18 protein-coding genes are annotated in these 24,065 nt (G+C 72.1%); 3 read left to right on the plus strand and 15 right to left on the minus strand.

Annotated elements, in window-relative coordinates; all coding sequences use genetic code 11:
* Positions 1-16: 16 nt before the first annotated feature.
* The 5 genes from ffh to nsdA all read right to left on the minus strand — a co-directional run bounded on the left by ffh (position 17) and on the right by nsdA (position 7,764).
* Positions 17-1,564, minus strand: coding sequence for a signal recognition particle protein (gene ffh / locus ACZ4A5_RS08390; RefSeq protein ID WP_467579882.1), 1,548 nt, complete (start codon positions 1,562-1,564; stop codon positions 17-19).
* Between the two features lie 189 nt (positions 1,565-1,753).
* Positions 1,754-4,168 (minus strand): [protein-PII] uridylyltransferase, encoded by a 2,415-nt coding sequence (locus ACZ4A5_RS08395; protein WP_467579885.1) that lies wholly within the window; start codon positions 4,166-4,168, stop codon positions 1,754-1,756.
* A 76-nt stretch (positions 4,169-4,244) separates the two neighbouring features.
* On the minus strand, positions 4,245-4,592 hold the full coding sequence (locus tag ACZ4A5_RS08400; protein WP_398869853.1) for a P-II family nitrogen regulator: 348 nt from the start codon (positions 4,590-4,592) through the stop codon (positions 4,245-4,247).
* Positions 4,589-5,914 carry an ammonium transporter gene (locus ACZ4A5_RS08405; RefSeq protein ID WP_467579889.1) on the minus strand — a complete coding sequence of 442 codons (1,326 nt, stop codon included), beginning with the start codon at positions 5,912-5,914 and terminating at the stop codon, positions 4,589-4,591. The genes ACZ4A5_RS08400 and ACZ4A5_RS08405 overlap by 4 nt, the downstream gene beginning before the upstream one ends.
* Positions 5,915-6,252: 338 nt before the next feature.
* A complete protein-coding gene (nsdA, locus tag ACZ4A5_RS08410) occupies positions 6,253-7,764 on the minus strand; it encodes a transcriptional repressor NsdA (RefSeq protein WP_467579892.1) in 1,512 nt (503 codons plus the stop codon).
* Positions 7,765-8,215: 451 nt separating this feature from the next.
* Here nsdA and ACZ4A5_RS08415 point away from each other — a divergent pair, with 451 nt between their 5' ends.
* Positions 8,216-8,887, plus strand: coding sequence for a bifunctional DNA primase/polymerase (locus ACZ4A5_RS08415; protein ID WP_467579894.1), 672 nt, complete (start codon positions 8,216-8,218; stop codon positions 8,885-8,887).
* A gap of 199 nt (positions 8,888-9,086) precedes the next feature.
* On the opposite strand, the gene ftsY is transcribed toward ACZ4A5_RS08415, so the two are convergent.
* Complete coding sequence (gene ftsY / locus ACZ4A5_RS08420; protein WP_467579897.1) at positions 9,087-10,331, minus strand: signal recognition particle-docking protein FtsY; 1,245 nt, start codon at positions 10,329-10,331, stop codon at positions 9,087-9,089.
* A 221-nt stretch (positions 10,332-10,552) separates the two neighbouring features.
* On the opposite strand from ftsY, the gene ACZ4A5_RS08425 reads away from it, so the two are divergent.
* Positions 10,553-12,016 (plus strand): purine-cytosine permease family protein, encoded by a 1,464-nt coding sequence (locus ACZ4A5_RS08425; RefSeq protein WP_467579900.1) that lies wholly within the window; start codon positions 10,553-10,555, stop codon positions 12,014-12,016.
* Between the two features lie 484 nt (positions 12,017-12,500).
* On the opposite strand, the gene ACZ4A5_RS08430 is transcribed toward ACZ4A5_RS08425, so the two are convergent.
* From ACZ4A5_RS08430 to ACZ4A5_RS08445, 4 genes are all read right to left on the minus strand, one after another.
* Positions 12,501-13,919: a sugar porter family MFS transporter gene (locus tag ACZ4A5_RS08430; protein WP_467579903.1), complete on the minus strand. Its 1,419-nt coding sequence runs from the start codon at positions 13,917-13,919 to the stop codon at positions 12,501-12,503.
* A 201-nt stretch (positions 13,920-14,120) separates the two neighbouring features.
* The gene (gene smc / locus ACZ4A5_RS08435; RefSeq protein WP_467579906.1) at positions 14,121-17,714 is read right to left on the minus strand and encodes a chromosome segregation protein SMC; all 3,594 of its coding nucleotides are present in this window, start codon (positions 17,712-17,714) and stop codon (positions 14,121-14,123) included.
* 277 nt (positions 17,715-17,991) lie between these two features.
* Complete coding sequence (locus ACZ4A5_RS08440; protein WP_361527654.1) at positions 17,992-18,198, minus strand: hypothetical protein; 207 nt, start codon at positions 18,196-18,198, stop codon at positions 17,992-17,994.
* Between the two features lie 422 nt (positions 18,199-18,620).
* Positions 18,621-18,905, minus strand: a complete 285-nt coding sequence (locus tag ACZ4A5_RS08445) for an acylphosphatase (protein WP_467579909.1) — start codon at positions 18,903-18,905, stop codon at positions 18,621-18,623.
* A 212-nt stretch (positions 18,906-19,117) separates the two neighbouring features.
* On the opposite strand from ACZ4A5_RS08445, the gene ACZ4A5_RS08450 reads away from it, so the two are divergent.
* A complete protein-coding gene (locus ACZ4A5_RS08450; protein WP_467579912.1) occupies positions 19,118-20,035 on the plus strand; it encodes a CAP domain-containing protein in 918 nt (305 codons plus the stop codon).
* Between the two features lie 39 nt (positions 20,036-20,074).
* Here the strand turns inward: ACZ4A5_RS08450 and mutM are convergent, their stop codons facing one another.
* From mutM to ACZ4A5_RS08475, 5 genes are all read right to left on the minus strand, one after another.
* Complete coding sequence (gene mutM / locus ACZ4A5_RS08455; protein WP_467579915.1) at positions 20,075-20,956, minus strand: bifunctional DNA-formamidopyrimidine glycosylase/DNA-(apurinic or apyrimidinic site) lyase; 882 nt, start codon at positions 20,954-20,956, stop codon at positions 20,075-20,077.
* 113 nt (positions 20,957-21,069) lie between these two features.
* On the minus strand, positions 21,070-21,900 hold the full coding sequence (rnc, locus tag ACZ4A5_RS08460; RefSeq protein ID WP_467579918.1) for a ribonuclease III: 831 nt from the start codon (positions 21,898-21,900) through the stop codon (positions 21,070-21,072).
* A 19-nt stretch (positions 21,901-21,919) separates the two neighbouring features.
* Positions 21,920-22,093: a 50S ribosomal protein L32 gene (gene rpmF / locus ACZ4A5_RS08465; RefSeq protein WP_030087884.1), complete on the minus strand. Its 174-nt coding sequence runs from the start codon at positions 22,091-22,093 to the stop codon at positions 21,920-21,922.
* 2 nt (positions 22,094-22,095) lie between these two features.
* Positions 22,096-22,692, minus strand: a complete 597-nt coding sequence (locus tag ACZ4A5_RS08470) for a YceD family protein (RefSeq protein WP_398869841.1) — start codon at positions 22,690-22,692, stop codon at positions 22,096-22,098.
* 201 nt (positions 22,693-22,893) lie between these two features.
* Complete coding sequence (locus tag ACZ4A5_RS08475) at positions 22,894-23,970, minus strand: ATP synthase F0 subunit B (protein WP_467580206.1); 1,077 nt, start codon at positions 23,968-23,970, stop codon at positions 22,894-22,896.
* Positions 23,971-24,065 lie beyond the last annotated feature (95 nt).

Genomic DNA, 24,065 nt, shown 5'->3' on the forward strand with positions numbered 1-24,065 from the left:
CTTTCGTACGACGGGATCAGCCCATGAACTTCTTGAACTCGTCGGGGAGTTCGAAGTTCTCCGGCTGCTGGCCCGCGGCGGGCAGGCCCAGCGGGTTGGCCGCCTGCTGCTCGCGGCGCGCGGCCGCGGCCTCCTCCTCGGCCTTGCGCTTCATCGGGTTGCCGCTCTTGCGCTTGCCCTTGGCCTGCTTGACCTGCTTTTTCTTACGGGCCGCGCCGCCGCCCATGCCCGGCATCCCGGGCATCCCCGGCATGCCGCCGCCCTGGGCCATGCGGGACATCATCTTGCGGGCGTCGAAGAAGCGCTCCACCAGATTCTTGACCGCGCTGACGTCCACGCCCGAGCCCTTGGCGATACGGGCGCGGCGCGAGCCGTTGATGATCGTGGGGTCCTGGCGCTCGGCCGGGGTCATCGACTTGATGATCGCGGCGGTGCGGTCGACGTCGCGCTCGTCGAGGTTGTTGATCTGTTCCTTGATCTGCCCCATGCCGGGCAGCATGCCGAGCAGCTTGGAGATGGAGCCCATCTTGCGGACCTGTTCCATCTGGGACAGGAAGTCGTCGAGCGTGAACTCCTTCGGCCCCTTCGCCAGCTTGGCCGCCATCTTCTCGGCCTCGTCCTGGCTGAAGGTCTGCTCGGCCTTCTCGATGAGGCTGAGCATGTCGCCCATGCCGAGGATGCGGGACGCCATGCGGTCCGGGTGGAACGCGTCGAAGTCGTCCAGCTTCTCGCCGTTGGAGGCGAACATGATCTGCTTGCCGGTCACATGCGCGACCGACAGGGCGGCACCACCGCGGGCGTCACCGTCGAGCTTGGAGAGCACCACGCCGTCGAAGCCGACGCCGTCGCGGAACGCCTCGGCGGTGTTGACCGCGTCCTGACCGATCATGGCGTCGACGACGAAGAGGACCTCGTCGGGGCGGACGGCGTCGCGGATGTCCGCGGCCTGCTGCATCAGCTCGGCGTCGATGCCGAGGCGGCCGGCGGTGTCGACGACGACCACGTCGTACTGCTTGGACTTCGCGAACTCGATCGAGTCCTTGGCGACCTGCACCGGGTCACCGACGCCGTTGCCCGGCTCCGGCGCGTAGACCGCGACGCCCGCGCGCTCGGCGACGACGGAGAGCTGGTTGACGGCGTTGGGGCGCTGGAGGTCGCAGGCGACCAGCAGCGGGGCGTGGCCCTGGCCCTTGAGCCAGAAGCCGAGCTTTCCGGCCAGGGTGGTCTTACCGGCACCCTGGAGACCGGCGAGCATGATGACCGTCGGGCCGGTCTTCGCGAAGCGCAGCCGGCGGGTCTCGCCGCCGAGGATGCCGATGAGCTCCTCGTTGACGATCTTGATGACCTGCTGGGCGGGGTTCAGCGCCGCGGAGACCTCGGCGCCGTTGGCCCGCTCCTTGACCTGGCGGATGAACGCGCGGACGACCGGCAGGGCGACGTCCGCTTCGAGCAGCGCGATACGGATCTCGCGGGCGGTGGCGTCGATGTCCGCCTCGGACAGTCGGCCCCGGCTCCGGAGGTTCTTGAATACGTCCGCCAAGCGGTCGGAAAGAGTATCGAACACAGCGCTCGTCGGTCCTCGGGGTCGGGGGCGGGGTGAATCGCCCTCCAGAGTATCTGGCCCCGCCGACCCGGTGTCCTCACCCACCGGATATGACGAACCGGAACGGACAGGACGGGACGGAACAGGAACCGTGCGGCGCCCGGGGTGCTCCCGGGCGGGCGTCGGGAACGGCCGTGCCCACGGCCCCGCTCAGGCCAGTGCCGCCTCCACGGCCCGCGCCACCGCCGTCGCCTCCTCCTCGGGCAGCGGCCCGCCGTCCACCCGCGTCACATAGAAGGCGTCCACCACATGGGCCCCGAGCGTGCTCACGTGCGCGCTCCGCACCCACACCCCCGCGTCCTCCAGGGCCCGCCCGATGCGGTGCAGCAGGCCGGGGGCGTCCTGGGCCCGTACCTCCAGGACCGTCGCGTCCCGTGAGCCACCGGCGGCCACCGTCACCCGCGGCGGCGCGTGCACGCCCCGGCGCCGCCTGGCGTACGCCGCCTCCCGCTCCGCGAGCCGGCCGACGAGGTCCAGGCCGCCGTCCAGGGCCCGTACGAGATCGTTCCGCAGCCGCACGGACTCCGGCAGGGAGCCGAACTCCGCGGCCACCCGCCATCGCAGCAGCAGCGCGCCACCGACCGAGCACAGGTCGGCCGCGCGGACGGTCAGCCGGTGCAGCGCGAGCACCCCGGCGGTCGCGGGCAGCACTCCCGACCGGGTGGGGACGGCGATGGCCAGTTCCACGCCCACCGTGCCCGAACCCTCGCGGGCCTCCTCGCCCTCCGGCCGCTCGCGCAGCTCCAGCACGACGCCTCCGGTGCGCAGCGCCGCGGCCACCAGACGCTCGTGCCCGGCGCCCGGCGGCCCCGTCCGCGTACGGCCCGGGGCGTCGCCCGTGAGCGCGGCCGCGGCGCGGCGGACGAGGCCGGTCACCAGCGAGGCCCGCCAGGCGCTCCAGGCCGCGGGCCCGGTGGCCAGCGCGTCGGCCTCGGTGAGGGCGTGGAGCAGCTCCAGGGTGTCGGTGCGCGCGACGGCGTCGGTGACGGCGCGGATGGTCGCCGGGTCGTCGAGGTCGCGCCGGGTGGCGGTGTCGACGAGCAGCAGGTGGTGGCGTACGAGCGTGGCGAGGGTCTCGGTGTCCGCCGGGCCGAAGCCGAGCCGGGCGGCGATGTCCCGGGTGAGGGCCTCCCCCACCGCGGAGTGGTCGCCGGGGCGGCCCTTGCCGATGTCGTGCAGCAGGGCGGCGACGAGCAGCAGGTCGGGGCGGCCGACGTCGCGCGCGAGGGCGGCGGCCCGGACGGCCGTCTCGATCAGGTGCCGGTCGACGGTCCAGCGGTGCACGGCGTTGCGCTGCGGGCGGCAGCGCACGTGCTCCCACTCGGGCAGCAGGCGCGAGATGAGCCCTTCCGCCTCCAGGGCCTCCCAGACCTCGACGGTGGGAGGGCCCGCGCCGAGCAGGGTGATCAGCGCCTCGCGCGCCTCGTCCGGCCAGGGCACCGGCAGCGGGGCGGCGGTGGCGGCCATCCGGCGCACGGCGTGCGGGGAGAGCGGCAGTCCCGCCTGCGCGGCGGCGGCCGCGGCGCGCAACGGCAGCACGGGGTCGCGCTCGGGCCGTGCCGCACGGGCGAGCACCGCCTCGCCCTCCTGCTCGACGACGCCCTCGGCCAGCGGCAGGCGCTCCGGCTCCACGAATCCCCCGCGGCCGCCGCGCCCGCCGAGGATCCGCCGCAGGCGCGGCCTGGCCGAGCGGGCGCGCAGGACCCGCCCGACCTCGCGCCAGGTGACGTCGGCGGCGTAGGAGACGGTGCGGGCCGCTTCGTAGACCTCGCGCAGCAGGGTGTCGCCGTCGGGGAGGCCGATGGCGGCGGCCACTTGGTCCTGCTCCTGGAGGGCGAGCCGGTCGGTGGCGCGGCCGGTGGCCAGGTGGAGGGCGTCGCGGGTGTCGAGCAGCAGGGCGCGGGCGCTCTCCAGGCCCTCGCGGGGCGCGTCCGCGAGCCAGGAGGCGGCGACGGCGCGCAGGGCGGTGGCGTCCCGCAGGCCACCGCGCGCCTCCTTGAGGTCGGGCTCCAGCAGGAAGCGCAACTCGCCCTGGAGCCTGGCCCGTTCCTCGCCGAGCTCGCGCAGCTCCGGCAGCCGGGAGGGGGCCTGGGCCCGCCAGTCGGCATAGGCGGTGGCGCGCAGCCCGGCCGTGAGGTGCTCGTCGCCGCCGAGGTGGCGGGCGTCGAGGAGCCCGAGGTGGACCTTGAGGTCGGCGGCGGCGGTCCGGCGCGCCTCGGCCGGGGTGCGCACGGAGTGGTCGAGCGCGAGGCCCATGTCCCATACGGGATACCAGACGCGGTCGGCGATCGCCGCGATCTTCGACGGGTCCGCCGAACCGTCGTGCAGCAGCAGGACGTCGAGGTCGCTGCGCGGCGACAGCTCGCCGCGGCCGTAGCCGCCGACGGCCACGAGTGCCACGCCGTGCGTCTCGCCCAGCAGCGCCCCCAGCCACTGGTCGGTGAGCCGGGCGAGGGCGGCGCGGCGCGGCGGCCCGGCCGTCGTCCCCTGGTGCAGGAGGCGCAGCCGGGCCGCCGCGTATCCGCCGGGTTCCGAGCCGGTCGCCGGGGAAGCAGTGTCCGTCACGTCGGGACTCCTTGAGAGTGCTCGTGGAAGGGGGCCGGCCGATCCGTGTCCGGCGGTGCTTCGGACGGCCGCGGGCCTAGAGGGCGTCCGGGCCGCGCTCGCCGGTGCGCACGCGGATGACGTCCTCGACGGGGACGACCCACACCTTGCCGTCGCCGATCTTGCCGGTGTCGCCGGAGCGGGCGGCCTTCACGATGATGTCGACGACGTCCTCGGTGTCGTGGTCCTCGGTGAGGATCTCTATCCGGATCTTCGGCACGAGGTCGACGGTGTACTCGGCGCCGCGGTAGACCTCGGTGTGGCCCCGCTGGCGGCCCGATCCGCTGGCCTCGCTGACGGTCATGCCGCGCACGCCGAAGCTCCGCAGCGCCGCCTTGATGTCGTCGACCATGTGCGGCTTGACGACCGCGGTGATGAGCTTCATGCGTCCACCTTCTTGTGCTGTGCCGTGCCGTTGTCCGGGGTGTGGCCGGACGTGTCGCGACCGGTCTCCGAGGACGGGTCCGACGAGGGGTGTGCGACGGTCCGGGTGACCGCCGAGACGCCGCCGACCGCGCTGAAGTCGTAGGCCGTCTCGGCGTGGAACGCCTGGTCGATACCGCTCAGTTCGTCGTCCTCGCTCGCCCGGAAGCCGATGACCTTGTCGACGAGCTTGGCCAGGAGCCAGGAGACGGTGAAGGAGTAGCCCAGCACCGCGAAGGCCCCCACGGCCTGCCGTCCGAGCTGGGTGGCCCCGCCGATGCCGCCCGTGGCGAGGAGGCCGACGAGGAGGGTGCCGATGACGCCGCCGACGAGGTGGACGCCGACCACGTCGAGCGAGTCGTCGAAGCCGAGCTTGAACTTCAGGGCGACGGCCCAGGAGCAGACCGCTCCGGCGACCACGCCGATGAGGAGCGCGCCGAAGGCGTTGACGGCGGCGCCGGAGGGGGTGATGGCGACCAGGCCGGCGACGGCGCCGGAGGCCGCGCCGAGGGTGGTGAACGCGCCGTGCCGGACGCGCTCGTAGGCGAGCCAGCCGATCATGGCGGCGCCGGTGGCCACCTGGGTGTTGAGCGCCATGTTGGCCGCGGTGCCGTTGGCGGCGAGCGCGGAACCGGCGTTGAAGCCGAACCAGCCGAACCACAGCAGCGCCGCGCCGAGCATCACCAGCGGCAGGCTGTGCGGCCGCATGGGGTCCTTCTTGAAGCCGATGCGCTTGCCGACGACGAGCACGGCGGCGAGGGCGCCGATGCCCGCGTTGATGTGGACGGCCGTGCCGCCCGCGAAGTCGATCACCTTCAGCTTGAAGAGCCAGCCGCCGGGCTGCCAGACCCAGTGGGCGACGGGGAAATAGACGACCGTCACCCAGAGGGTGATGAAGAGGGCCCAGGCGCTGAACTTCACGCGGTCGGCGAGCGCCCCGCTCATCAGGGCGGGGGTGATGACGGCGAACATCAGCTGGAAGAGGGCGAAGGCGAAGACCGGGATGCCGCCCTTACCGGTCAGCGTCTCCGGGCTGATGCCCTTGAGGCCGATGTGGTCGAGATTGCCGAGCAGCCCGGCGCCGACGTCGTCACCGAAGGCGAGTGAGTAGCCGTAGAGCACCCACAGCACGGTGACGATGCCGAGCGAGATGAACGACATCATCAGCATGTTGAGCGCGCTCTTGACCCGCACCATGCCGCCGTAGAAGAAGGCCAGGCCCGGGGTCATCAGCATCACGAGCGCGGCACTGATCAATACGAATGCGGTATCTGCGCCATTCACGCGACGTCTCCTCGAAAGCGGCGGCCCGTACGGGCGGATGGTCAGCGGGCCGGGTTTCGCCAAGAGGTTGACGCAGTGCGGTTTCAGCCGGTGCGGCCGGTTGTTTCACCGGGGTGACGATGGCGTCGTAGGTGTTACGCCCCGATGAACTGCGGTGGGTCGGCCCGCGACGTGTGGTGCTTCGCGGCGGCGGTCCATGGGGGCTCGGACCGGCCGCGGCGACCGCCCTGTCGGACCTGGCGTAGGGGAGCCGAGTCGGGCTGTACGGGAGGGTCGCCGCGGTCGGGGTCGGGGGTGGGAAGGGACGTGCGGAGATCGGCCGGCATGATGGCGGCGGATCAGACCGCCTGCACGGCTTCCGGGGATTCCGGCAGGTGAATGCCGAGTTGCTCGGTGAGGGCGACGACCTCGTGCACCTCGCCGAAGTCGCGGGCGGCGGTGCCCACGGTCTTGCGCAGGCGGTTGTTGACCCGCTCCGAGCGGACCTGCTTGGCGATCTTCAGGGCCTTGCCGGCCGCGACGCTCGCCTGCTCCGGCTCGCGCTGCATCAGGTGCACGGTGGCCATGCCGATGAGATTGAGTGCATACGACCGGTGGTGGTCGCCGTCCTGCTGGAAGAGCTCGACCGCGCGCTCCATCTTGGGCCGGGCGAGCGAGGCGTATGTGGGGCTGCGGCCGGCCACATAGGCGAGGTCGCGGTAGGAGTGGGCGTTCTCGGCGTTGAGCTCGGCCTCGGAGAAGAAGCGGATCCAGTCGGGGTCCTCGTCACCGGTGCCGCAGTCGGCGAAGCAGTCCTCCGCCATGGCGACCGCGCGCTTGCACTTGGCGGGCTGGCCCATATTGGCGTAGGCCCGGGCCTCCACGGCGTAGAGCATCGCCTGGGTGCGCGCGGTGGCGGTCTCCCGCGAGCCGTACTGCCCGAGGTGGATGAGCTCCAGGGCGTCGTCGGGCCGGTCGAGGTGGATCATCTGGCGGCCCATGCTGGAGAGGATGTACGACCCGAGGGGGCGGTCGCCGGCCTCCTTCGCGGCGTGCAGGGCGAGCACGAAATACTTCTGCGCGGTGGGGTGGAGGCCGATGTCATAGCTCATCCAGCCCGCCAGCTGGGCCAGTTCGGCGGCGGCCTTGAACAGCCGCTTGGAGGTGGCCTCCGGCTGGGGCTCCTGGAGCAGGTCGGTGACCTCGTGGAGCTGCCCGACCACGGCCTTGCGGCGCAGCCCGCCGCCGCACTGGGCGTCCCACTGCCGGAACATCACGGTCGTGGACTCCAGCAGATCCAGCTCGGGCGCGGAGAGCCTGGAGGCGCGCGGGGAGCGGTCCTGCACGCTGTGCAGATCCCGGCCGACGGGGCCGGGCGTGAGCCAGCGCTGCATCGGCTCGATCAGCGAGGGGCCGGCGGCGAGGGCGAGCGAGGCACCGAGGAAGCCGCGCCTGGCCAGCATCAGGTCGCTGCGGGAGAACTCGCTGATCAGCTCGACGGTCTGCGGGCCGGCCCAGGGCAGGTCGACACCGGCCACGGAGGGCGACTGGTGCGCGACCCGCAGCCCGATGTCCTCGACGCCGACGACGCAGCCGAAGCGCTCGGAGAACAACTCGGAGAGGATCTTGGGGATCGGCTCACGCGGCTGCTCGCCGTCGAGCCAGCGGCGCACCCGCGAGGTGTCCGTGCTGATGTGGTGGGCGCCCAACTGCCGCGCCCTGCGGTTGACCTGGCGCGCCAGCTCGCCCTTCGACCAGCCGCTGCGCAGGAACCAGGAGCCCAACTGCTCGTTGGGACGCTTCTCGGCCCGGTCGGACCCGGCCTTCTCAGCTTTCTCGGCACCACTGGTGCCGCTGCCGTTGCCGCCCACCTGGAAGCCCCCATCCCGAACTCTGAATCAGTGCGTGACCCGCAAACAGCCCGCCGCCACTGCGGCGGCCTGTCCGGCGATGCTCCACCCCGGCCGGGGGTTGGCCGGCCGGGCGGCGATACGGGCCGCGCCTCCGACGTGTGGCAGTCGGCGGGTGCATCTCCGAGGTCCGTGCACCGAAAGTAATCCTACGATCACGGGTCACGCGAGGGCAGTCCAGGAAACGCCACCATTCGCCACCCCAAGGAATGAACTCAACCGCACCTCCACGCGATTGACTTGACACATACCGATCAGGGGCGGGTCGGACCGATGCGCGCCAGGGCGCGCGCCCCGCGGCGCACCCCGGGCCGCACACCGTCACGCCGTCGCATGGAGGGCTTCGACAACCGTCCGTGTCCGAGACACTCCGAGTCGTAACCATCGGCGAGCACGACCCGTTGGAGGGGGCATGGGCTTCACTATCGGCGGCATCCGGGACCTGCGCTCGGGCTCTCGGCGCCGCGGACGCGCGTCCGAGACCGTGACAGCGGTGGCGGAGTACACCGGTCTGTGGGGATGGGATGTGGTCCCGGGCGCCCGCGCCTCCCGCGGCGGGCGTCCGTCCTGCTCCTGCGGCACCGCCGACTGCCCGGCCCCCGGCGCGCATCCGCTCTCCTTCGCCCCGCCCGTCCCGGCGGGCGCCACCCTGGGCGCCGCCGCGGCCGCGTGGGGCGAGGTGCCGGGCGCGGCCGTACTGCTGCCCGTGGGCCGCTCGTTCGACGTGCTGGAGGTCGCGGAGACCGCCGGGCGGCACGCCCTCGCCCGGCTCGAGCGCATGGGGCTGCGGCTCGGCCCGGTGGCCCTCACCCCGCACGGGCGGGCCCTGTTCTTCGTGGCGCCCGGCGCCGCCGCCGAACTCCCCCAGCTCCTCTACCGCATGGGCTGGGACGACGCCCGGCTCGATCTCCGCTGCCTCGGTCCGGGCGATTACGTCACCGCGCCGCCCTCCGACCTCGCGGGCCTCGGCCCGATGCGCTGGCTGCGCCCGCCGACCCTCGACACGGCGGGCCGGCCACCGCAGGCTCGGCTGCTGCTGGGCACACTGGCGTACGTCTGCCACCGCGCGCCGCTGTGCCGTTGAGGCTGCCGCCCCGGCTGTAGCCGGGGAGCCCGGGCGCGCCCTGGACCGCCGGACCGGCCGATGCCCGCGTGACCGCCGGCCCGCGACAGGCGGGCCCCTCCGGCAGTAGTGATGCGGAACCGGAGCGCGGCCGCAAAACGTCAGGGGCCCCACAGCCGAAGCTGTGGGGCCCCTATTGCCTCGCGGGCACGCGTCCCGGTCAGTCGCCGATCAAGGCGTCCACGAACGCGCCCGGTTCGAACGGCGCGAGGTCGTCCGCGCCCTCGCCGAGGCCCACCAGCTTCACCGGCACGCCCAGCTCGCGCTGGACCGCGATGACGATGCCGCCCTTGGCGGTGCCGTCCAGCTTGGTGAGCACGATGCCCGTGATGTCCACGACCTCGGCGAACACCCGCGCCTGCACCAGGCCGTTCTGCCCGGTGGTGGCGTCGAGGACGAGCAGCACCTCGTCGACCGAGCCGTGCTTCTCCACGACGCGCTTGACCTTGCCGAGCTCGTCCATGAGCCCGGTCTTGGTGTGCAGGCGGCCGGCGGTGTCGATGAGGACGACGTCCGCGTTCTCGGCGATGCCCTCCTTGACCGCGTCGAAGGCGATCGACGCCGGGTCGCCGCCCTCGGGCCCGCGGACCGTACGGGCGCCGACGCGCTCGCCCCAGGTCTGGAGCTGGTCGGCGGCGGCGGCGCGGAAGGTGTCCGCCGCGCCCAGGACCACCGACTTGCCGTCCGCGACGAGGACGCGCGCGAGCTTGCCCGTGGTGGTGGTCTTGCCGACGCCGTTGACGCCGACGACCAGCACGACGCCGGGCTTCTCCTCACCGTTCACACCCACGCCGGGCTCGGTGTGGACGCTGCGGTCGGTGTCGGCGCCGATGAGGGCGACCAGTTCCTCGCGGAGGAGGGCGCGCAGCTCCTCGGGGGTGCGGGTGCCGAGCACCTTCACCCGCTCGCGGAGCCGCTCCACGAGCTCCTGCGTCGGGGCGACGCCCACGTCGGCGGTGAGCAGGGTGTCCTCGATCTCCTCCCAGGTGTCCTCGTCGAGGTGCTCGCGGGAGAGCAGGGTCAGCAGACCCTTGCCGAGGGAGTTCTGCGACCGGGAGAGCCGGGAGCGCAGCCGGACGAGCCGGCCCGCGGTGGGCTCCGGGACCTCGATCTCGGGCGCCGCCGGAGCCTCGGGGGCCGCCGGGACCTCGGGTTCCGCGACGGGCGCCTCGGCCACCGGAGCGTCGGCCGCGGGCAGCTCGACCTCTTCGACGGTGCGGCGCGGCTCCGGGCGCGGGGTCTCGGCCTCCTCGCCGACGTGCGGCTCGGCGGGCGGCGCGGTAACGGACGGGCTGCTCGGCGGGGCCGGGGGCAGCTGCTTCTTCTTACGGCTGCTGACCACGAGCCCGCTGATCGCGCCGAGCGCGACCACAGCGATGACTACAGCAAGGATGACGATTTCCATAACGTCCCCAGTATCGGACACCCGGGCGTCATCGCACCGCCGCCTCCGCGACCTGTGGATTCGTACAAAGCGACGAGGACCAAAGGCACTATCTGGCCAAAGTTGGAGCAAAGTACGATGGCGGTCGACGTTGTGACGCGCGTAGAGTCCGCAGCGTCTCTTTCTGCCCCGGCCCTTCCGCTGTGGCTTTTGCCCCGCTTCACCCGCACGGAGCCCCCCACATGGACAACGTCGTCCCCGCCGAGTCCGACGGCGCGATAGAAACACGCGGCATCGAGCCCGTCCCGGACCATGAGCGGCACGGTCGCGTCCGGGAGCTGTTCCCGACCTGGGTCGCCGCCAACATCAGTGTGCTGCTGCTCACCATGGGCGCGGCGCTGGTCGTCTTCAACCAGCTGAACTTCTGGCAGGTCCTGATCGTCGCCGGGTGCGCCGCGCTCGCGTCGTTCGGCATGGTCGGCGTGCTGTCGGTCTCCGGCAAGTGGGGCGGCGCCCCGGGCGCGATGCTCTCCCGCGCGACCTTCGGCGTCCGCGGCAACCTCTTCCCGGGCGCGATCCTGTGGGTCGCCCGCTTCGGCTGGGAGACGATCAACGCGGTCACCGGCGCCTACGCCGTGCTGACCGTCCTGGACCTGCTCTTCGGCATCAAGAGCAACACCCCGCTGATCGTCGTCACGCTGTTCCTGTTCGTCGCCAGCACCTTCCTGGTGAGCGGCATGGGCCGCAAGGCGCTGAACGTGTGCAACAAGTGGTCGACGTACCTCTTCGGGGTCTTCTCCGTGCTGGTGCTGGGCTATCTGATCGTCCACATGAACTGGAGCGAGGTCTTCTCCAAGCCGGCGGGCACCACCGCCATGATGATCACCGGCATCGGCACCATCGCCGCCGGCGGCATCAGCTGGGTGCCCACCGGCCCCGACTTCGCGCGCTACCTGCCGCACAAGGCCTCCGGCAAGAAGATCGTCGGCGCGACGGTCTCCGGCGCCGGTCTGGTGATGGTCCCGATGGTGCTCATGGGCGCGGTCATGGCCGTCGCGACCCCGGATCTGGCAAAGGCGCCGGACCCGGTCTCCTTCCTGGGCGACATCCTGCCGACCTGGCTGGCCGTGCCCTACCTCGCCACCGCGATCGTGGGCATGCTGCTGATCAACAGCCTGTCGATGTACTCGGCCGGCTTCACCGCCCAGACGATGGGCGTCAAGCTGCCGCGCGCCATGGCCGTGAGCATCAACGCCGTGATCTCCCTCGTCGGCGGTCTGCTGCTGATGCTGGTCGCCAAGAGCTTCCTCAGCTCCTTCATCACCTTCCTGATCCTGCTCGCGGTCTCCTTCTCCGCGTGGATCGGCGTCTACGCCGTCGACATGGCCCGCCGCCGGGTCCGCGCCGTGCGCTACGACGCGGAGGCCCTGATGGACACCGGCCGCACCAGCCGCTACTGGTACGCGGGCGGCTTCTGCTGGCAGGCGATGACCGCGTGGACGGTCGCCCTGGTCGCGGGCGCCTGCTTCACCAAGTGCGACTGGTTCGCCGGTCCGCTGTCCGGCACGTTCATCGGTGAGTACGGGCTGGGCTGGGCGGCGACGATCGCCATCGCGGCGCTGGTGATGCTTCTGCTGCCGACGCCGCGGGAGTCCGTGGCCGAGGCTTCTCCCGCGGCCCCGGCCCGCGAGAAGGTCTCCGCGTAGCGTTCTGCTCCACCCTGACGTCCCCTTCCGCCGCTCCCTGGCGGGAGGGGACGTTTGCGTGTGCGGCTCGCTGACGCCTGCGGCGGGCTTCTTCCCCTACCCGCCCCTTCCCGAACTGGGGCGCGTGCCCCAGACCCCCGGCTACCGGTCCGTTGCCGCCTGCGGCGGGAGCGCCCTTGGGGGTCCCCCCGGACGAAGTCTGGGGGAGCGTCCTCAAACTCCCCCAGCTACCGCTGGGAGGTGCCCCCAACGGGCTGGATTGCGCACCCACATCAGCCAAATCCAGCCCGTCCGGCGTTTGAGGACAACGCGCGAAGCGTGTTGCTGGGGGTCTGGGGGCCTGCCCCCAGTTCGGGAAGGGGCGGGGCTGGGGAAAAGCCCGCCGCAGGCGCAAGCAACCCGCAAGCGCAACAAAGACGGCCGCTGCCCCCGCTCATACGGATGAGCGGGGGCAGCGGCCTTCGAGGAGAGAGCGGCGGGGTGGTCAGCCCATCTCCTCCAGCGCCTTGCCCTTGGTCTCCTTCACGAACTTCAGCACGAAGGGGATCGAGAGCACGGCGAAGACCGTGTAGATGATGTACGTACCGGAGAGGTTCCAGTCCGACAGGCTCGGGAAGCTCGCGGTGATGGCCCAGTTGGCGATCCACTGCGCGGACGCGGCCACACCGAGCGCCGCGGCGCGGATCCGGTTGGGGAACATCTCGCCGAGGAAGACCCAGACCACGACACCCCAGGACAGGGCGAAGAAGAGCACGAACGCGTGGGCCGCGATGAGCGCCACCGTGCCCTGCGTGGTCGGCAGCGAGCCGTCGGACGCCTTGGAGGCGAAGGCCCACGCCTCCAGCGCGAGGGAGACCGCCATACCGGCGGAGCCGACGAGCGCGAGCGGCTTGCGGCCGATGCGGTCGACGAAGATCATCGCGATCACGGTGCCGACGATGTTGATGATCGACGTGGTGAAGGAGTAGAGGAAGGAGTCGCTCGGGTCGATGCCGACGGACTGCCACAGGGTCGCCGAGTAGTAGAAGGCGACGTTGATGCCGACGAGCTGCTGGAAGACGGAGAGGCCGATGCCGATCCAGACGATGGGCAGGAAGCCCGCCTTGCCGCCGAGCAGGTCCTTGAAGGTGGACTTCTGCTCGCTGTGCATGGCCAGCTCGATCTCGGCGACGCGCTTGTCGAGGTCGACGGTGTGGCCCTCGACGTCGGCCAGCACGGCCTTCGCCCGGTCGGTCTTGCCGACGGAGATCAGAAAGCGCGGGGACTCGGGGATCGCGAAGGACAGCAGGCCGTAGAGGACGGCCGGGACGACCATGACGCCGAGCATGAGCTGCCACGCCTCGATGCCCATGACGTGACCGCGCTGCTCACCGTGCGCGAGGTTGAGGATGCCCCAGTTCACGAGCTGCGAGACGGCGATGCCGACGACGATCGCGGCCTGCTGGAAGGAGCCGAGACGGCCGCGGTAGGCGGGCGGCGAGACCTCGGCGATGTAGGCCGGGCCGATGACCGAGGCCATGCCGATGGCGATGCCGCCGAGGACGCGCCAGAAGGCGAGGTCCCACAGCGCGAAGGGCAGCGCCGAACCGACCGCGCTGATGGTGAAGAGGGTCGCGGAGATCTGCATGACGCGGATCCGGCCGATGCGGTCGGCGATACGGCCCGCGGTGGCGGCACCGATCGCGCAGCCGATCAGGGCGATCGCGATGACCTGGGCCAGAGCGGCAGAGCCGATGTCGTACTTCCCGCGGATGCCCTCGACGGCACCGTTGATCACGGAACTGTCGTAGCCGAAGAGGAAGCCACCCATGGCCGCGGCCGCGGTGATGAAGATGACATGGCCGAGGTGGTCCGGCTGGGCCTTGCGGCCCTCGGACCCCTGCGCCATCGCAGTGCTGGTCAACGTGTACTCCTGAGGCCCGGCGGCATTGCCGGGCGTGGGGGGCTTGGCCCTTCAAGTGGGGCACAACTCCGGGGGGCCCACCACTTGAAGGTATTAGCAACGCTGCCGACCTTATGGCTTCAATTTTCTAAGTCAATAGGTCGTAACCAAGAAGTTTCCTGGGGGCTTCCCGAGCGTTGCGTTCAACACTTGAAGTAGCGGTCAGGAGCTACGCAGTCGCTGACTGATGACCTTGGAAACGCCGTCGCCCTGCATGGACACGCCGTAGAGCGCGTCCGCGACCTCCATGGTCCGCTTCTGGTGGGTGATCACGATCAGCTGGGAGCTCTCCTGGAGCTCTTCCATGATCCGGATCAGCCGCTGCAGATTGGTGTCGTCCAGCGCCGCCTCGACCTCGTCCATCACATAGAACGGGCTGGGCCGCGCCTTGAAGATCGCCACCAGCAGCGCCACCGCGGTCAGGGACCGCTCGCCGCCCGACAGCAGCGACAGCCGCTTGACCTTCTTGCCCGGCGGCCGCGCCTCCACGTCCACCCCGGTCGCCAGCATGTCGTCCGGGTCGGTGAGCACGAGCCGCCCCTCCCCGCCGGGGAAGAGCCGTGCGAAGACACCCTCGAATTCCCGGGCGGTGTCGTGGTACGCCTCCGTGAAGACCTCCTCGACCCGCTTGTCGACGTCCTTCACCACCTGGAGCAGGTCGCCGCGCGTCTTCTTGAGGTCTTCGAGCTGCTCGGACAGGAACTGGTGCCGCTCCTCCAGCGCCGCGAACTCCTCCAGCGCGAGCGGATTGACCTTGCCCAGCTGCTGGTACGCCCGCTCCGCGGCCTTCAGCCGCTTCTCCTGCTCGGCCCGCAGATAGGGCACCGGCCGGTTCCTGGGGTCGTCCGGGTCCTCGGGCAGCTCCTCGCCCTCGGCCGGCGGCGACGGCGGTACGGGCTGGTCCGGCCCGTACTCCGCGACGAGCGCCGCGGGCTCCACACCGAGCTCCTCCAGGGCCCTGGCCTCCAACTGCTCGATGCGCAGCCGCTTCTCCGCGCCGAGCACCTCACCGCGGTGCACCGAGTCCGTGAGCCGGTCGAGCTCGCCCTTGAGCTCGCGGCCCCGCTCGCGCTCCGCGACCAGCTCCCGTTCGCGCTCGGCCTTCGCCGCCTCGGCGTGCCCGCGCTCCTCGTCGGCGCGGACGGCCGACGCCTCCACGTGCGCCAGCAGCTGCCGGGCACCCGCGGCGACGGCGGAGGCGACCCGCGCCTCGTGGCGCAGCCGAGCGCGCCGCTGCTCCGCGCGCGCCCGCGCCTCCCGTTCGGCGCGCGCCGCCCGGTCCAGCCCGTCCGCCCGTCCGGCGAGCGCCTTCACCCGCTCCTCGTGCGTACGGACCTGGAGCCGGGCCTCCATCTCGGTCTGCCGGGCGTTGGCCCCGTCGGCCGCGAGCCGGTCGCGCACGGAGGTGTCCGGCTCCTCCGTGCCCTCCGGGCCCGCCTCCTCGGCCACCGCCAGCCGCTCGGCCAGTTCCTCGGCCTCCTCGGTGGCGCGGACAAGGGCCTCCTCGGCCCGTGCCACGGCGGCCGCCGTCCGGCCCGCCTCGTCGGCCGCCGCGCGCGCCTGTCCGCCGAGGCGCCCGAGCGCCTGGGCGATCTGCGACTTCTCGCGGTCCGCGGCGCTGCGCCGGGCCGCGAGCTCCTCGACCAGGGCGGCGCACTCGGCGCGCCGCTCGTCCGCCGCCCGCTGAGCCAGCGCCAATTCCTCGCAGCGCGCGTCCAGTTCGGTCAGCTCGGCGGTGGCCTCGTCGACGGCGGACCGCACCTCCAGCAGGCTGGGCGCGCCGCCGGAGCCGCCCTGCGCGAACCGCGCCCCGAGGAGATCGCCCTCGGCGGTCACGGCCGTGCACTCGGGCCGTTCGGCCACCAGTTCCTCGGCCTCCTCCAGCGTCCCGACGACCATGACATCCCGCAGCAGCGGCGCCACGGCGGCCAGCAACTCGGCGGGGCCGTGGACGAGTTCGAGCGCGGGCCGGGGGCCGGGGCCGACGGGTGCCGGGGCGGGAGCCGCGTCGGCGCGCTGCGCCTCAGCGCGGCTCAGGCCATGCGCCACCAGCAGTGCCGCGCGCCCGGCGTCCTGCTTGCGCAGCCGGCGCAGGGCCTCGGCGGCCGTGGCGGTGTCGGTGACGGCGAGGGCGTCGGCGGCCGCGCCCAGGGCGGTGGCGACGGGGAGTTCGTGGCCGGGGGCGACCGTGAGGAGTTCGGCGGCCGGTCCGAGCAGTCCGGACAAACGATCCTGCGGGGACAGCAGCGCGCCCGTGCCGTCCTTGCGGCGCAGGCCGAGCGCCAGCGCGTCGCGGCGGGCGGCGGTCGCCGCGCGGCGGCGCTCGGTGGCCGTCGCCGCCTCCCGGGCCTCCGTCAGCGCCGCCTCGGCCGCGGCCAGCCCGCGCTTGGCGTCCTCGTGCAGGGCGGCGAGCTCCCGGTCCCCCGCGTCGAGCCCCTCGACCTCGGCCCGCCGCCGCTCGTACTCCTCCTCGGCGGTGGCCGCGCGCTCGCGGGCCTCGTCGCGGGCGGCGGCCAGCCGGTCGATCTCGGCCTGCGCGGAGGCGGCCCGGCCGTGCGCGGCGGTGACGCGCCCGTGCAGGCGGGCGAGGCCCTCGCGGTGGTCGGCGACGGCGCGGGCGGCGTCCCGCAGCCGCCGCTCCTCCTCGGTGAGCCTGCGCTCCAGCTCGGCCCGGTGCGCGGTGGTCTCCTCCAGGGCCGTGCCCGCCGCTTCGAGCGCGGCCTCCAGCTCCGCCTCCTGCTCACGGACCCGGGCCGCCTCGCGCTCCAGGTCCTCGGGGTCGCGGCCGCGCCGCTCCTCGGCGGGCGCGGCGGTGGCGCTGGTGACCCGGGCGTCGGCCAGGCCGATCGTGCCGCGCACCCGCTCGGCGAGCTGCGACAGCTCGTACCAGGTCCGCTGGGCCGCGGCGAGGCGCGGCGTGAGGGCGCGGACCTGCTCCTCCAGGGCCGCCTCGCGCTGCGCGGCCGTCCGCAGCTCGCTCTCGGCGGCCTCCTTGCGGGTCTTGAGCGCGGCCTCGTCGGCGAGTTCGGCGTGCAGGGCCCGGCGCAGGGTCACCAGGTCGTCGGCGAGCAGCCGCAGCCGGGCGTCGCGCAGGTCCGCCTGGATGACCGCGGCCCGGCGGGCGACCGCGGCCTGCCGGCCGAGCGGCTTGAGCTGGCGGCGCAGCTCGTCGGTCAGGTCCTGGACGCGCGCGAGGTTCGCCCGCATCGCGTCGAGCTTCCGCAGCGCCTTCTCCTTGCGCTTGCGGTGCTTGAGTACGCCGGCCGCCTCCTCGATGAAGGCGCGGCGGCCCATGGGGTCGGCGTGCAGGACGGAGTCCAGCTGGCCCTGGCCGACGATGACGTGCATCTCGCGTCCGATGCCGGAGTCGGAGAGCAGCTCCTGGATGTCGAGGAGCCGGCAGGTGTCGCCGTTGAGCTGGTACTCGCTGCCGCCGTTGCGGAACATGATCCGCGTGATGGTCACTTCGGCGTAGTCGATGGGCAGCGCGCCGTCGGAGTTGTCGATGGTGAGGGAGACCTCGGCGCGGCCCAGCGGGGGGCGGCCGGTGGTCCCGGCGAAGATGACGTCCTCCATCTTGCCGCCACGCAGCGACTTCGCGCCCTGTTCCCCCATGACCCAGGAAAGCGCGTCGACCACATTGGACTTTCCGGAGCCATTGGGTCCCACCACACACGTGATCCCGGGCTCGAAGCGCAGGGTCGTCGCGGAGGCGAAGGATTTGAACCCTCGCAGGGTCAGGCTCTTGAGGTGCACGCGGAAGGACTCTACCGGCCGCGCGCCCCCCACGACCGCCCGGCACGAGGCAGCCGGGGGCGACAACAAGCTGCCCCTTTCAATTTTCCGGTTTCACCCGGGAAGGGGCAGGGCACATCAGTCCAAGGGGACGGGAGGAAAACGGCCGGAAACGGCACGGTGATATGACGATCGGATGAGGCGCGCCGGATACGACGAAGGGACGCCGGAGCGTCCCTTGCAACTCTCAAGCGGCTGACAGTGCAGCCCGACCGCGCCCCCGGGGCAGGGCGGCTGGTCAGGCGAGCGCAGGCTCCGCCTGGGATACGTCGATGCTGTCGAGCAACGAGTCGCCGTGGTGAGCGGCGGCAGTCAGCGCGTCGTTCTCGGCCTGCATCCGGATGAGCTCGGATTCAAGGTCCTGGACACGCTGCTGAAGCCGTCGCATCTCGGAGAGGACTCGGGGGTCGGAGCCGCCGACGTAACCGAGAAGCGCCTTTGCCATGATGGATGGTCCTCCACACTGAGTGACCGACCGAAGCGGTGTGGGTCGTGAGGGATTCGCACCCGCGTGTCTGCCATCACTACTGCGGTGTTCAATGCCAAACAGCTAAGGTGCGCGGGGCTTCCAGAGTCTCACCAAAAAGTTTGACGGTCAACACGATCACACCCCGTATCGGCGGGCGTCCCAGGGGTGCGCGGCGGTGAATACGCGGCGCAGTCGCTCCCGGGCCCGGAGGGGCGTAGAGATCATCCGTTGGCAGCAGCCTTCCACGAGAGCGGCGAGTTGGCAACCATCAGGGAATTTCTTTTGTTCGCATATGCCAACGGCATATCAATAAGGTCATCGCGACCCACGACCACCCCTTCTTCATGCGGTTCACCCCGCACCCTCCCGGGAAAAAATCCCCTTTCCGGCAGGTGCGGTCAGCGGATCTCGAAGCCGTCATAGCCCCCGCGCGGCACGGCGTCCCAGATCTCCGTGACGCCGTCCACACGCCCGGGCGTGTTCCCGTCGCGCAGCCATTCGAGCAATTGTTCGCAACCTTCGCGCGCGCCCTCGGCGACCACCTGGACCCGGCCGTCGGCGAGATTCGAGGCGAAGCCCTCGAGCCCACCGATCCGCAAGGCGTTCTCCCGCGTGAACCATCGGAAGCCGACACCTTGCACATGGCCCCGGACCCAGGCCGTCAGACGGACATTCTCGTTCATGTCTGCACGTTAACCGACCAATTGCATACGAAGCGCTTAGACCCTGGCCCTATTGCCGTACAGTCGCCGGTCGACAGGTCCCACCCCCGTACGAGTGACGCACGACGACGCCGAACACGTGAGGAAGGCAGCGGATGGGTCGCCATCGACGCTCTGCCCACCCAGCCACCGGTCACCCCGCAGCCGCTCCCCCGCCGGCCGAGACCCTCTCGGTGAACGGGACCTCCGGCACCGGGCCGCCTTACGGGCCCGGCGAACCCGCCGATGCCGGCCGGCACCGCACCACGCGGCGGCGCGGCCGGGTGAGCGCTCCCATGCGGACCGGGCTGCTCGGTGCTTCGGCGGCGATGGCCATAGGTGTAGTGGCCATGGCCTCGGGGCTGTTCTCCGGAGGGGACACCCTCCAGCTCGGCGGCGGCAGCCCCGGCGGGCAGATGCGGGCCGACGACCCGCCCGTCCTCCAGAGCGACCCGCGGCCGCGCGCGCAGGCCCCCGCCCCCGACCGCGGCGAGCTCCCGGTGAGCCGCGGGGCCCAGCGCCCCGAGGCGCGGCCCACCCCCTCCGCCGATGCCGCTGCTCCCCCTCCCCCCGCTCCCCCTTCCTTTGCTCCCTCCTCCGAAGCTCCGTCGCCCGACCCGGAGGACTCGGCCATCGACCCCGGCAGCGAGGCACACACCCTCCCGGCCACGGTCCCCGACCTGCCCAGGGCGGACCCCGGCGATCCGGGCACGGCGACCGAGGCGGTCAGCCTCCAGGCGGCACCCGTCGCCCAGATCCTCGCCCTGGTCAATCAGGAGCGGGCCAAGGTGGGCGCCCGGCCGCTGGCTCCCAGCCCCCGACTCTCCTCGCTGGCACAGTCGTTCAGCGACGACATGGCCCGGCGCGGCTTCTTCGCGCACACCGACCCGGACGGGCGCACCCCGTGGGACCGCGCGGCGGGCCGCGGCATCGGGAATCTCGGCGGCGAGAACATCGCGCGCGGCCAGCCCGACCCCAAGGCGGTCATGGAGGCGTGGATGAACAGCACGGGGCACCGGGCCAACATCCTCAACCGGGAGTACCGCACGCTGGGGATCGGGGTGAACCCCGGGTCGGGCGGGCCTTGGTGGACACAGGACTTCGGCTATTGAGCGATGGAGCACGAAGGAGCGCGCGCCCCGCCGCCGGCGTCAGACCCCGCGCGGCGGGCGCTGGCAGCGGGGGCAGAAGTAGCTGGAGCGGTTCATCCACGGGTGCCGTCGCATCGGCGTGCCACAGCGGCGGCACGGCTCGTCCTCACGGCCGTACGCGTCCAACGACCGGTCGAAATAGCCGGATTCACCGTTGACGTTGACGTAGAGGCTGTCGAAGCTCGTGCCGCCGACGGCGAGCGCCTCGTTCATGACCTCACGGATGTGCGTGAGCAGTTCCGCGCTGCGCGGGCGGGTCAGCGTCGCGGTCGGGCGGTCGTAGTGCAGCCGGGAGCGCCACAGCGCCTCGTCGGCGTAGATGTTACCGACGCCGCTGATCAGCGACTGGTCGAGCAGGGCCCGCTTGACGGTCGTACGGCGGCGGCGCAGCGCGGCGTGGAACGCGGCCTCGTCGAAGGCGGGGTCGAGCGGGTCGCGGGCGATGTGCGCGATGACGTCGGGCAGCCCGTCGGGGTCGCCCGGCACGGGGTCGTGCAGCGAAAGCCCGCCGAAGGTGCGCTGGTCGACGAAGCGCAGCTCGGTGGGGAGGGTGTCGGCGAAGCGGATCCGGATCCGCAGGTGCTTCTCGTCGGGCGCTTCCCCCGGCTGGACGAGGAGTTGGCCGCTCATCCCGAGGTGGGCGAGGAGGGACCGGTCGGGAGCGTTCTGCCCGGGTGCCTCCAGTGGCACCCAGAGATACTTGCCGCGCCGGTGCGCGGTGCCGAGCGTGCGCCCGGTCAGCCGGGCGGCGAAGTCGTCGGGCCCGGCCAGGTGGCGGCGGATCGCCCGGGGGTGCAGCACCGCCACATCGGCGATGGTGCGCCCGCTGACCCACTGCGCCACACCGCGCCGTACGACCTCGACCTCGGGCAGTTCGGGCACGGCAGCGGTACTCCTTCGCAAGGGTTCGCCAGGGCCGCGCCCCGGGCACTCGGTGAAACGTGATCGCCGGGCGGGTCTTGAGGACCCGCCCGGCGATCACGGACGAACACGCGTCAGTGCGACGCGCCCTGCACACCGTCGGCGGGCTCGGAAGCCGCCGGGTCGGTCCCGGTGGCCGGGGCCTCCGGGGCGGCTTCGGCAGCGGCCTTGGCTCGCGCCTCCGCCGCTTCGTGAATGGCGCGCCAGGCGGCTTCCGCCGCCTGCTGCTCCGCTTCCTTCTTGCTGCGGCCGGTGCCGGTGCCGTACGCGACACCACCGACGCGGGCAGCAGCCGTGAAGGTCTTCTCGTGGTCGGGGCCGGTCTCGGAGACGAGATACTCCGGGACGCCCAGGCCCTCCGTGGCGGTCAGTTCCTGGAGGCTGGTCTTCCAGTCCAGGCCCGCACCGAGGTTGGAGGACTTCTCGATCAGCGGATCGAAGAGCCTGTGCACCAGTTCCCCGGCGGCCTCGAGGCCCTGGTCGAGATAGACCGCCCCGATCACGGCTTCCAGCGTGTCCGCGAGGATGGACGCCTTGTTCCGGCCGCCCGTGCCCTCTTCGCCCCGGCCGAGCCGGATGAAGGAGCCGAGGTCGAGACCGCGGCCGACCTCCGCCAGCGCACGGGAGTTGACCACCGCGGCCCGCAGCTTGGCCAGCTGGCCCTCGGGCAGGTCGGGGTGGATCCGGTACAGCGTGTCGGTGACCACCAGGCCGAGCACGGAGTCACCGAGGAACTCCAGCCGCTCGTTGGTGGGCAGCCCGCCGTTCTCGTACGCGAAGGAACGGTGAGTCAGCGCACGCACCAGAAGGGCGGTCTCGAGTCTGTACCCGAGCCGCCCTTCCAGAAGCGTGTGAGACGAGGCCGTGTCCGCCGGCGCCTTCTTCGGCGTAATGGCGTCTGACATTGAGCCTGTCACCCGCCGATCAGACCTCGAGGACCTGGCGCTTGTTGTAGGTGCCGCAGCTCGGGCACGCGATGTGCTGCAGCTTCGGCTCGTGGCAGCTAGCGCATGCCACCAGGGTGGGGACCGCAGCCTTCCACTGCGACCGGCGGTGGCGCGTGTTGCTGCGCGACATCTTCCGCTTCGGAACAGCCACGGCTACTTCTCCTGTGAGTCATCCCCGCCGGAGCGGGGTGCGTTGTCCATCTCGCCGTCCTGGTTGGACCCGGCGAGTCCCTGCAGTGCCGCCCAACGAATGTCGACGGACTCATGGTGGTGCTCCGGGTCGTCCGCCAGCCGCGCTCCGCACTCGGAGCACAGACCAGGGCAGTCTTCCTGGCACACCGGCTGCAGCGGCAGTGCGAGCACCACCGCGTCACGCAGCACGGGTTCGAGGTCGAACAGGTCGTCCTCGAGGAAGAGCATGTCCTCCTCGTCGTCCTCGGCGTCGTCGTCCGTGTCCGCGGTGCGGCTCCGGGCGTCGGCGTCGGGGTAGGAGAACATCTCCTGGAAGTCCGCTTCGAGCTCTCGCTCCAGCGGCTCCAGACACCTTACGCACTCCCCTGTCAGCGGTGCACGGGCGGTGCCTGTGACAAGCACCCCTTCCATGACCGACTCCAGGCGGAGGTCGATTTCCACCGTCGCGCCCTCGGCGACCCCGATGACCTCGATACCGAGATCGGCGGGTGCCTCGATCGAACGGGAGACCCGCTTCAGCGCACCGGGACGCCGGCCCAGCTCGCGTGTGTCGAACACGAGAGGGGAACGGTGATCAAGGTGGGCGTTCAGGGTTTCCTGCTTTCTACGCTGCGGCGACGGCCGCCCGACGCGGAAAACGCGTCCCGGGCAGCCCTGATCGCGAATGCACACGCGACCGAAGAGCCAGAATACTCGACGGGCCGCCGTACACCCAATCGGCGACCGGCCAGGACCCCGCCCGGCGCGGGTCGCGGCGGGTCAGCGTCCCTGCTCGTACCGGCGGAGCTGATCGAGGTCGATCATGCTCGTGTCGAAGAGGCTCGTCTCGTCGAGCTGGGGCTGCTGGGACGGCTGGTGCCGCGGGTCCTGCGGAGACTGCTGCTCATGGCCCTGGTGACCCGCCGGAGCGGGGTAGCCGCCGTGCTGGTCGTAGCCCCCCGAGGCGGCCGGCGCGGGCCAGGCGTAGGGGTCGTGCTGCGCGTAGCCGCCCTGGACCGCGTACGGGTCGGGCTGCCCGTAGGACGCCTGGTAGGCGTACGGGTCGGGCTCATAGCCCTGGGCCGGGTAGTAGTCCGGCTGCGCGGGCGCGGGCGGCGGACCGGCGGGCTCCTGGGGGGCGGCCAGCTCGGCGAGGAAGTCGGCGTCGCTGGTGTGGTGGCCGCCGGGAAGGCCGTCCTGGGCGGCCATGTGGGCGCCCAGCTCGTCCGTCGGGCGGGCTCCGGTCAGCTTCTCCCGGCCCCGGCCGACAGCTTCGAGGGTCTTGGCCAGCACGGCCGCGACCGCGCCGAGCTTGGCGTCGACGTAGGCATCGGCGCGCTGCCGCTGGAGTCCGGGGTCCGAGCTGCGCTCGGGGCCGTCGTCCGGGTCCTCGGCGTCCTGGCCGTCCGCGCCCGGCAGGCCCAGCAGCTTCTCCCGGCCGCGGTCGACGGAGCCGATGGTCTTGGTGAGGACGACCTCGAAATTGGCGAGCTTGCCGTCGACGTAGTCGTCGGCCTCGGCGCGGATCTCCTCGGCCTCCCGGCGGGCCTCCGCGAGGATGCGGTCGGCCTCCTCCTGGGACTGGCGGGCGACCTCGGTGTCGGAGATCAGCGAGCCGCGGTGGGCGCGGGCCGACTCGATGATCCGCTCGGCCTCCTCGCGAGCGTCGGCGACGAGCCGCTCCCGGCCCCCGATCAGCTCCTCGGCCCTGGCCAGGGAGTCGGGCAGGGCGGCCCGCACCTCTTCCAGCAGGGCGAGCAGCTCGGCCCGGTTGACGACGCAGGAGGCCGACATGGGCAGGGACCGGGCGCCGGAGACCGCCCGGACGATCTCGTCGAGCTTCTTCTGCACGTCCACCTTGGCGCTCGCCACTCTCTTCTGACGATGGGCACGAACGGGGACGACTGTACGGCCAGTCGACCCCCGCCCGACACCGGGTGACGGGCACTCAG

It is taken from the genome of Streptomyces sp. NPDC025618 (assembly GCF_055558795.1).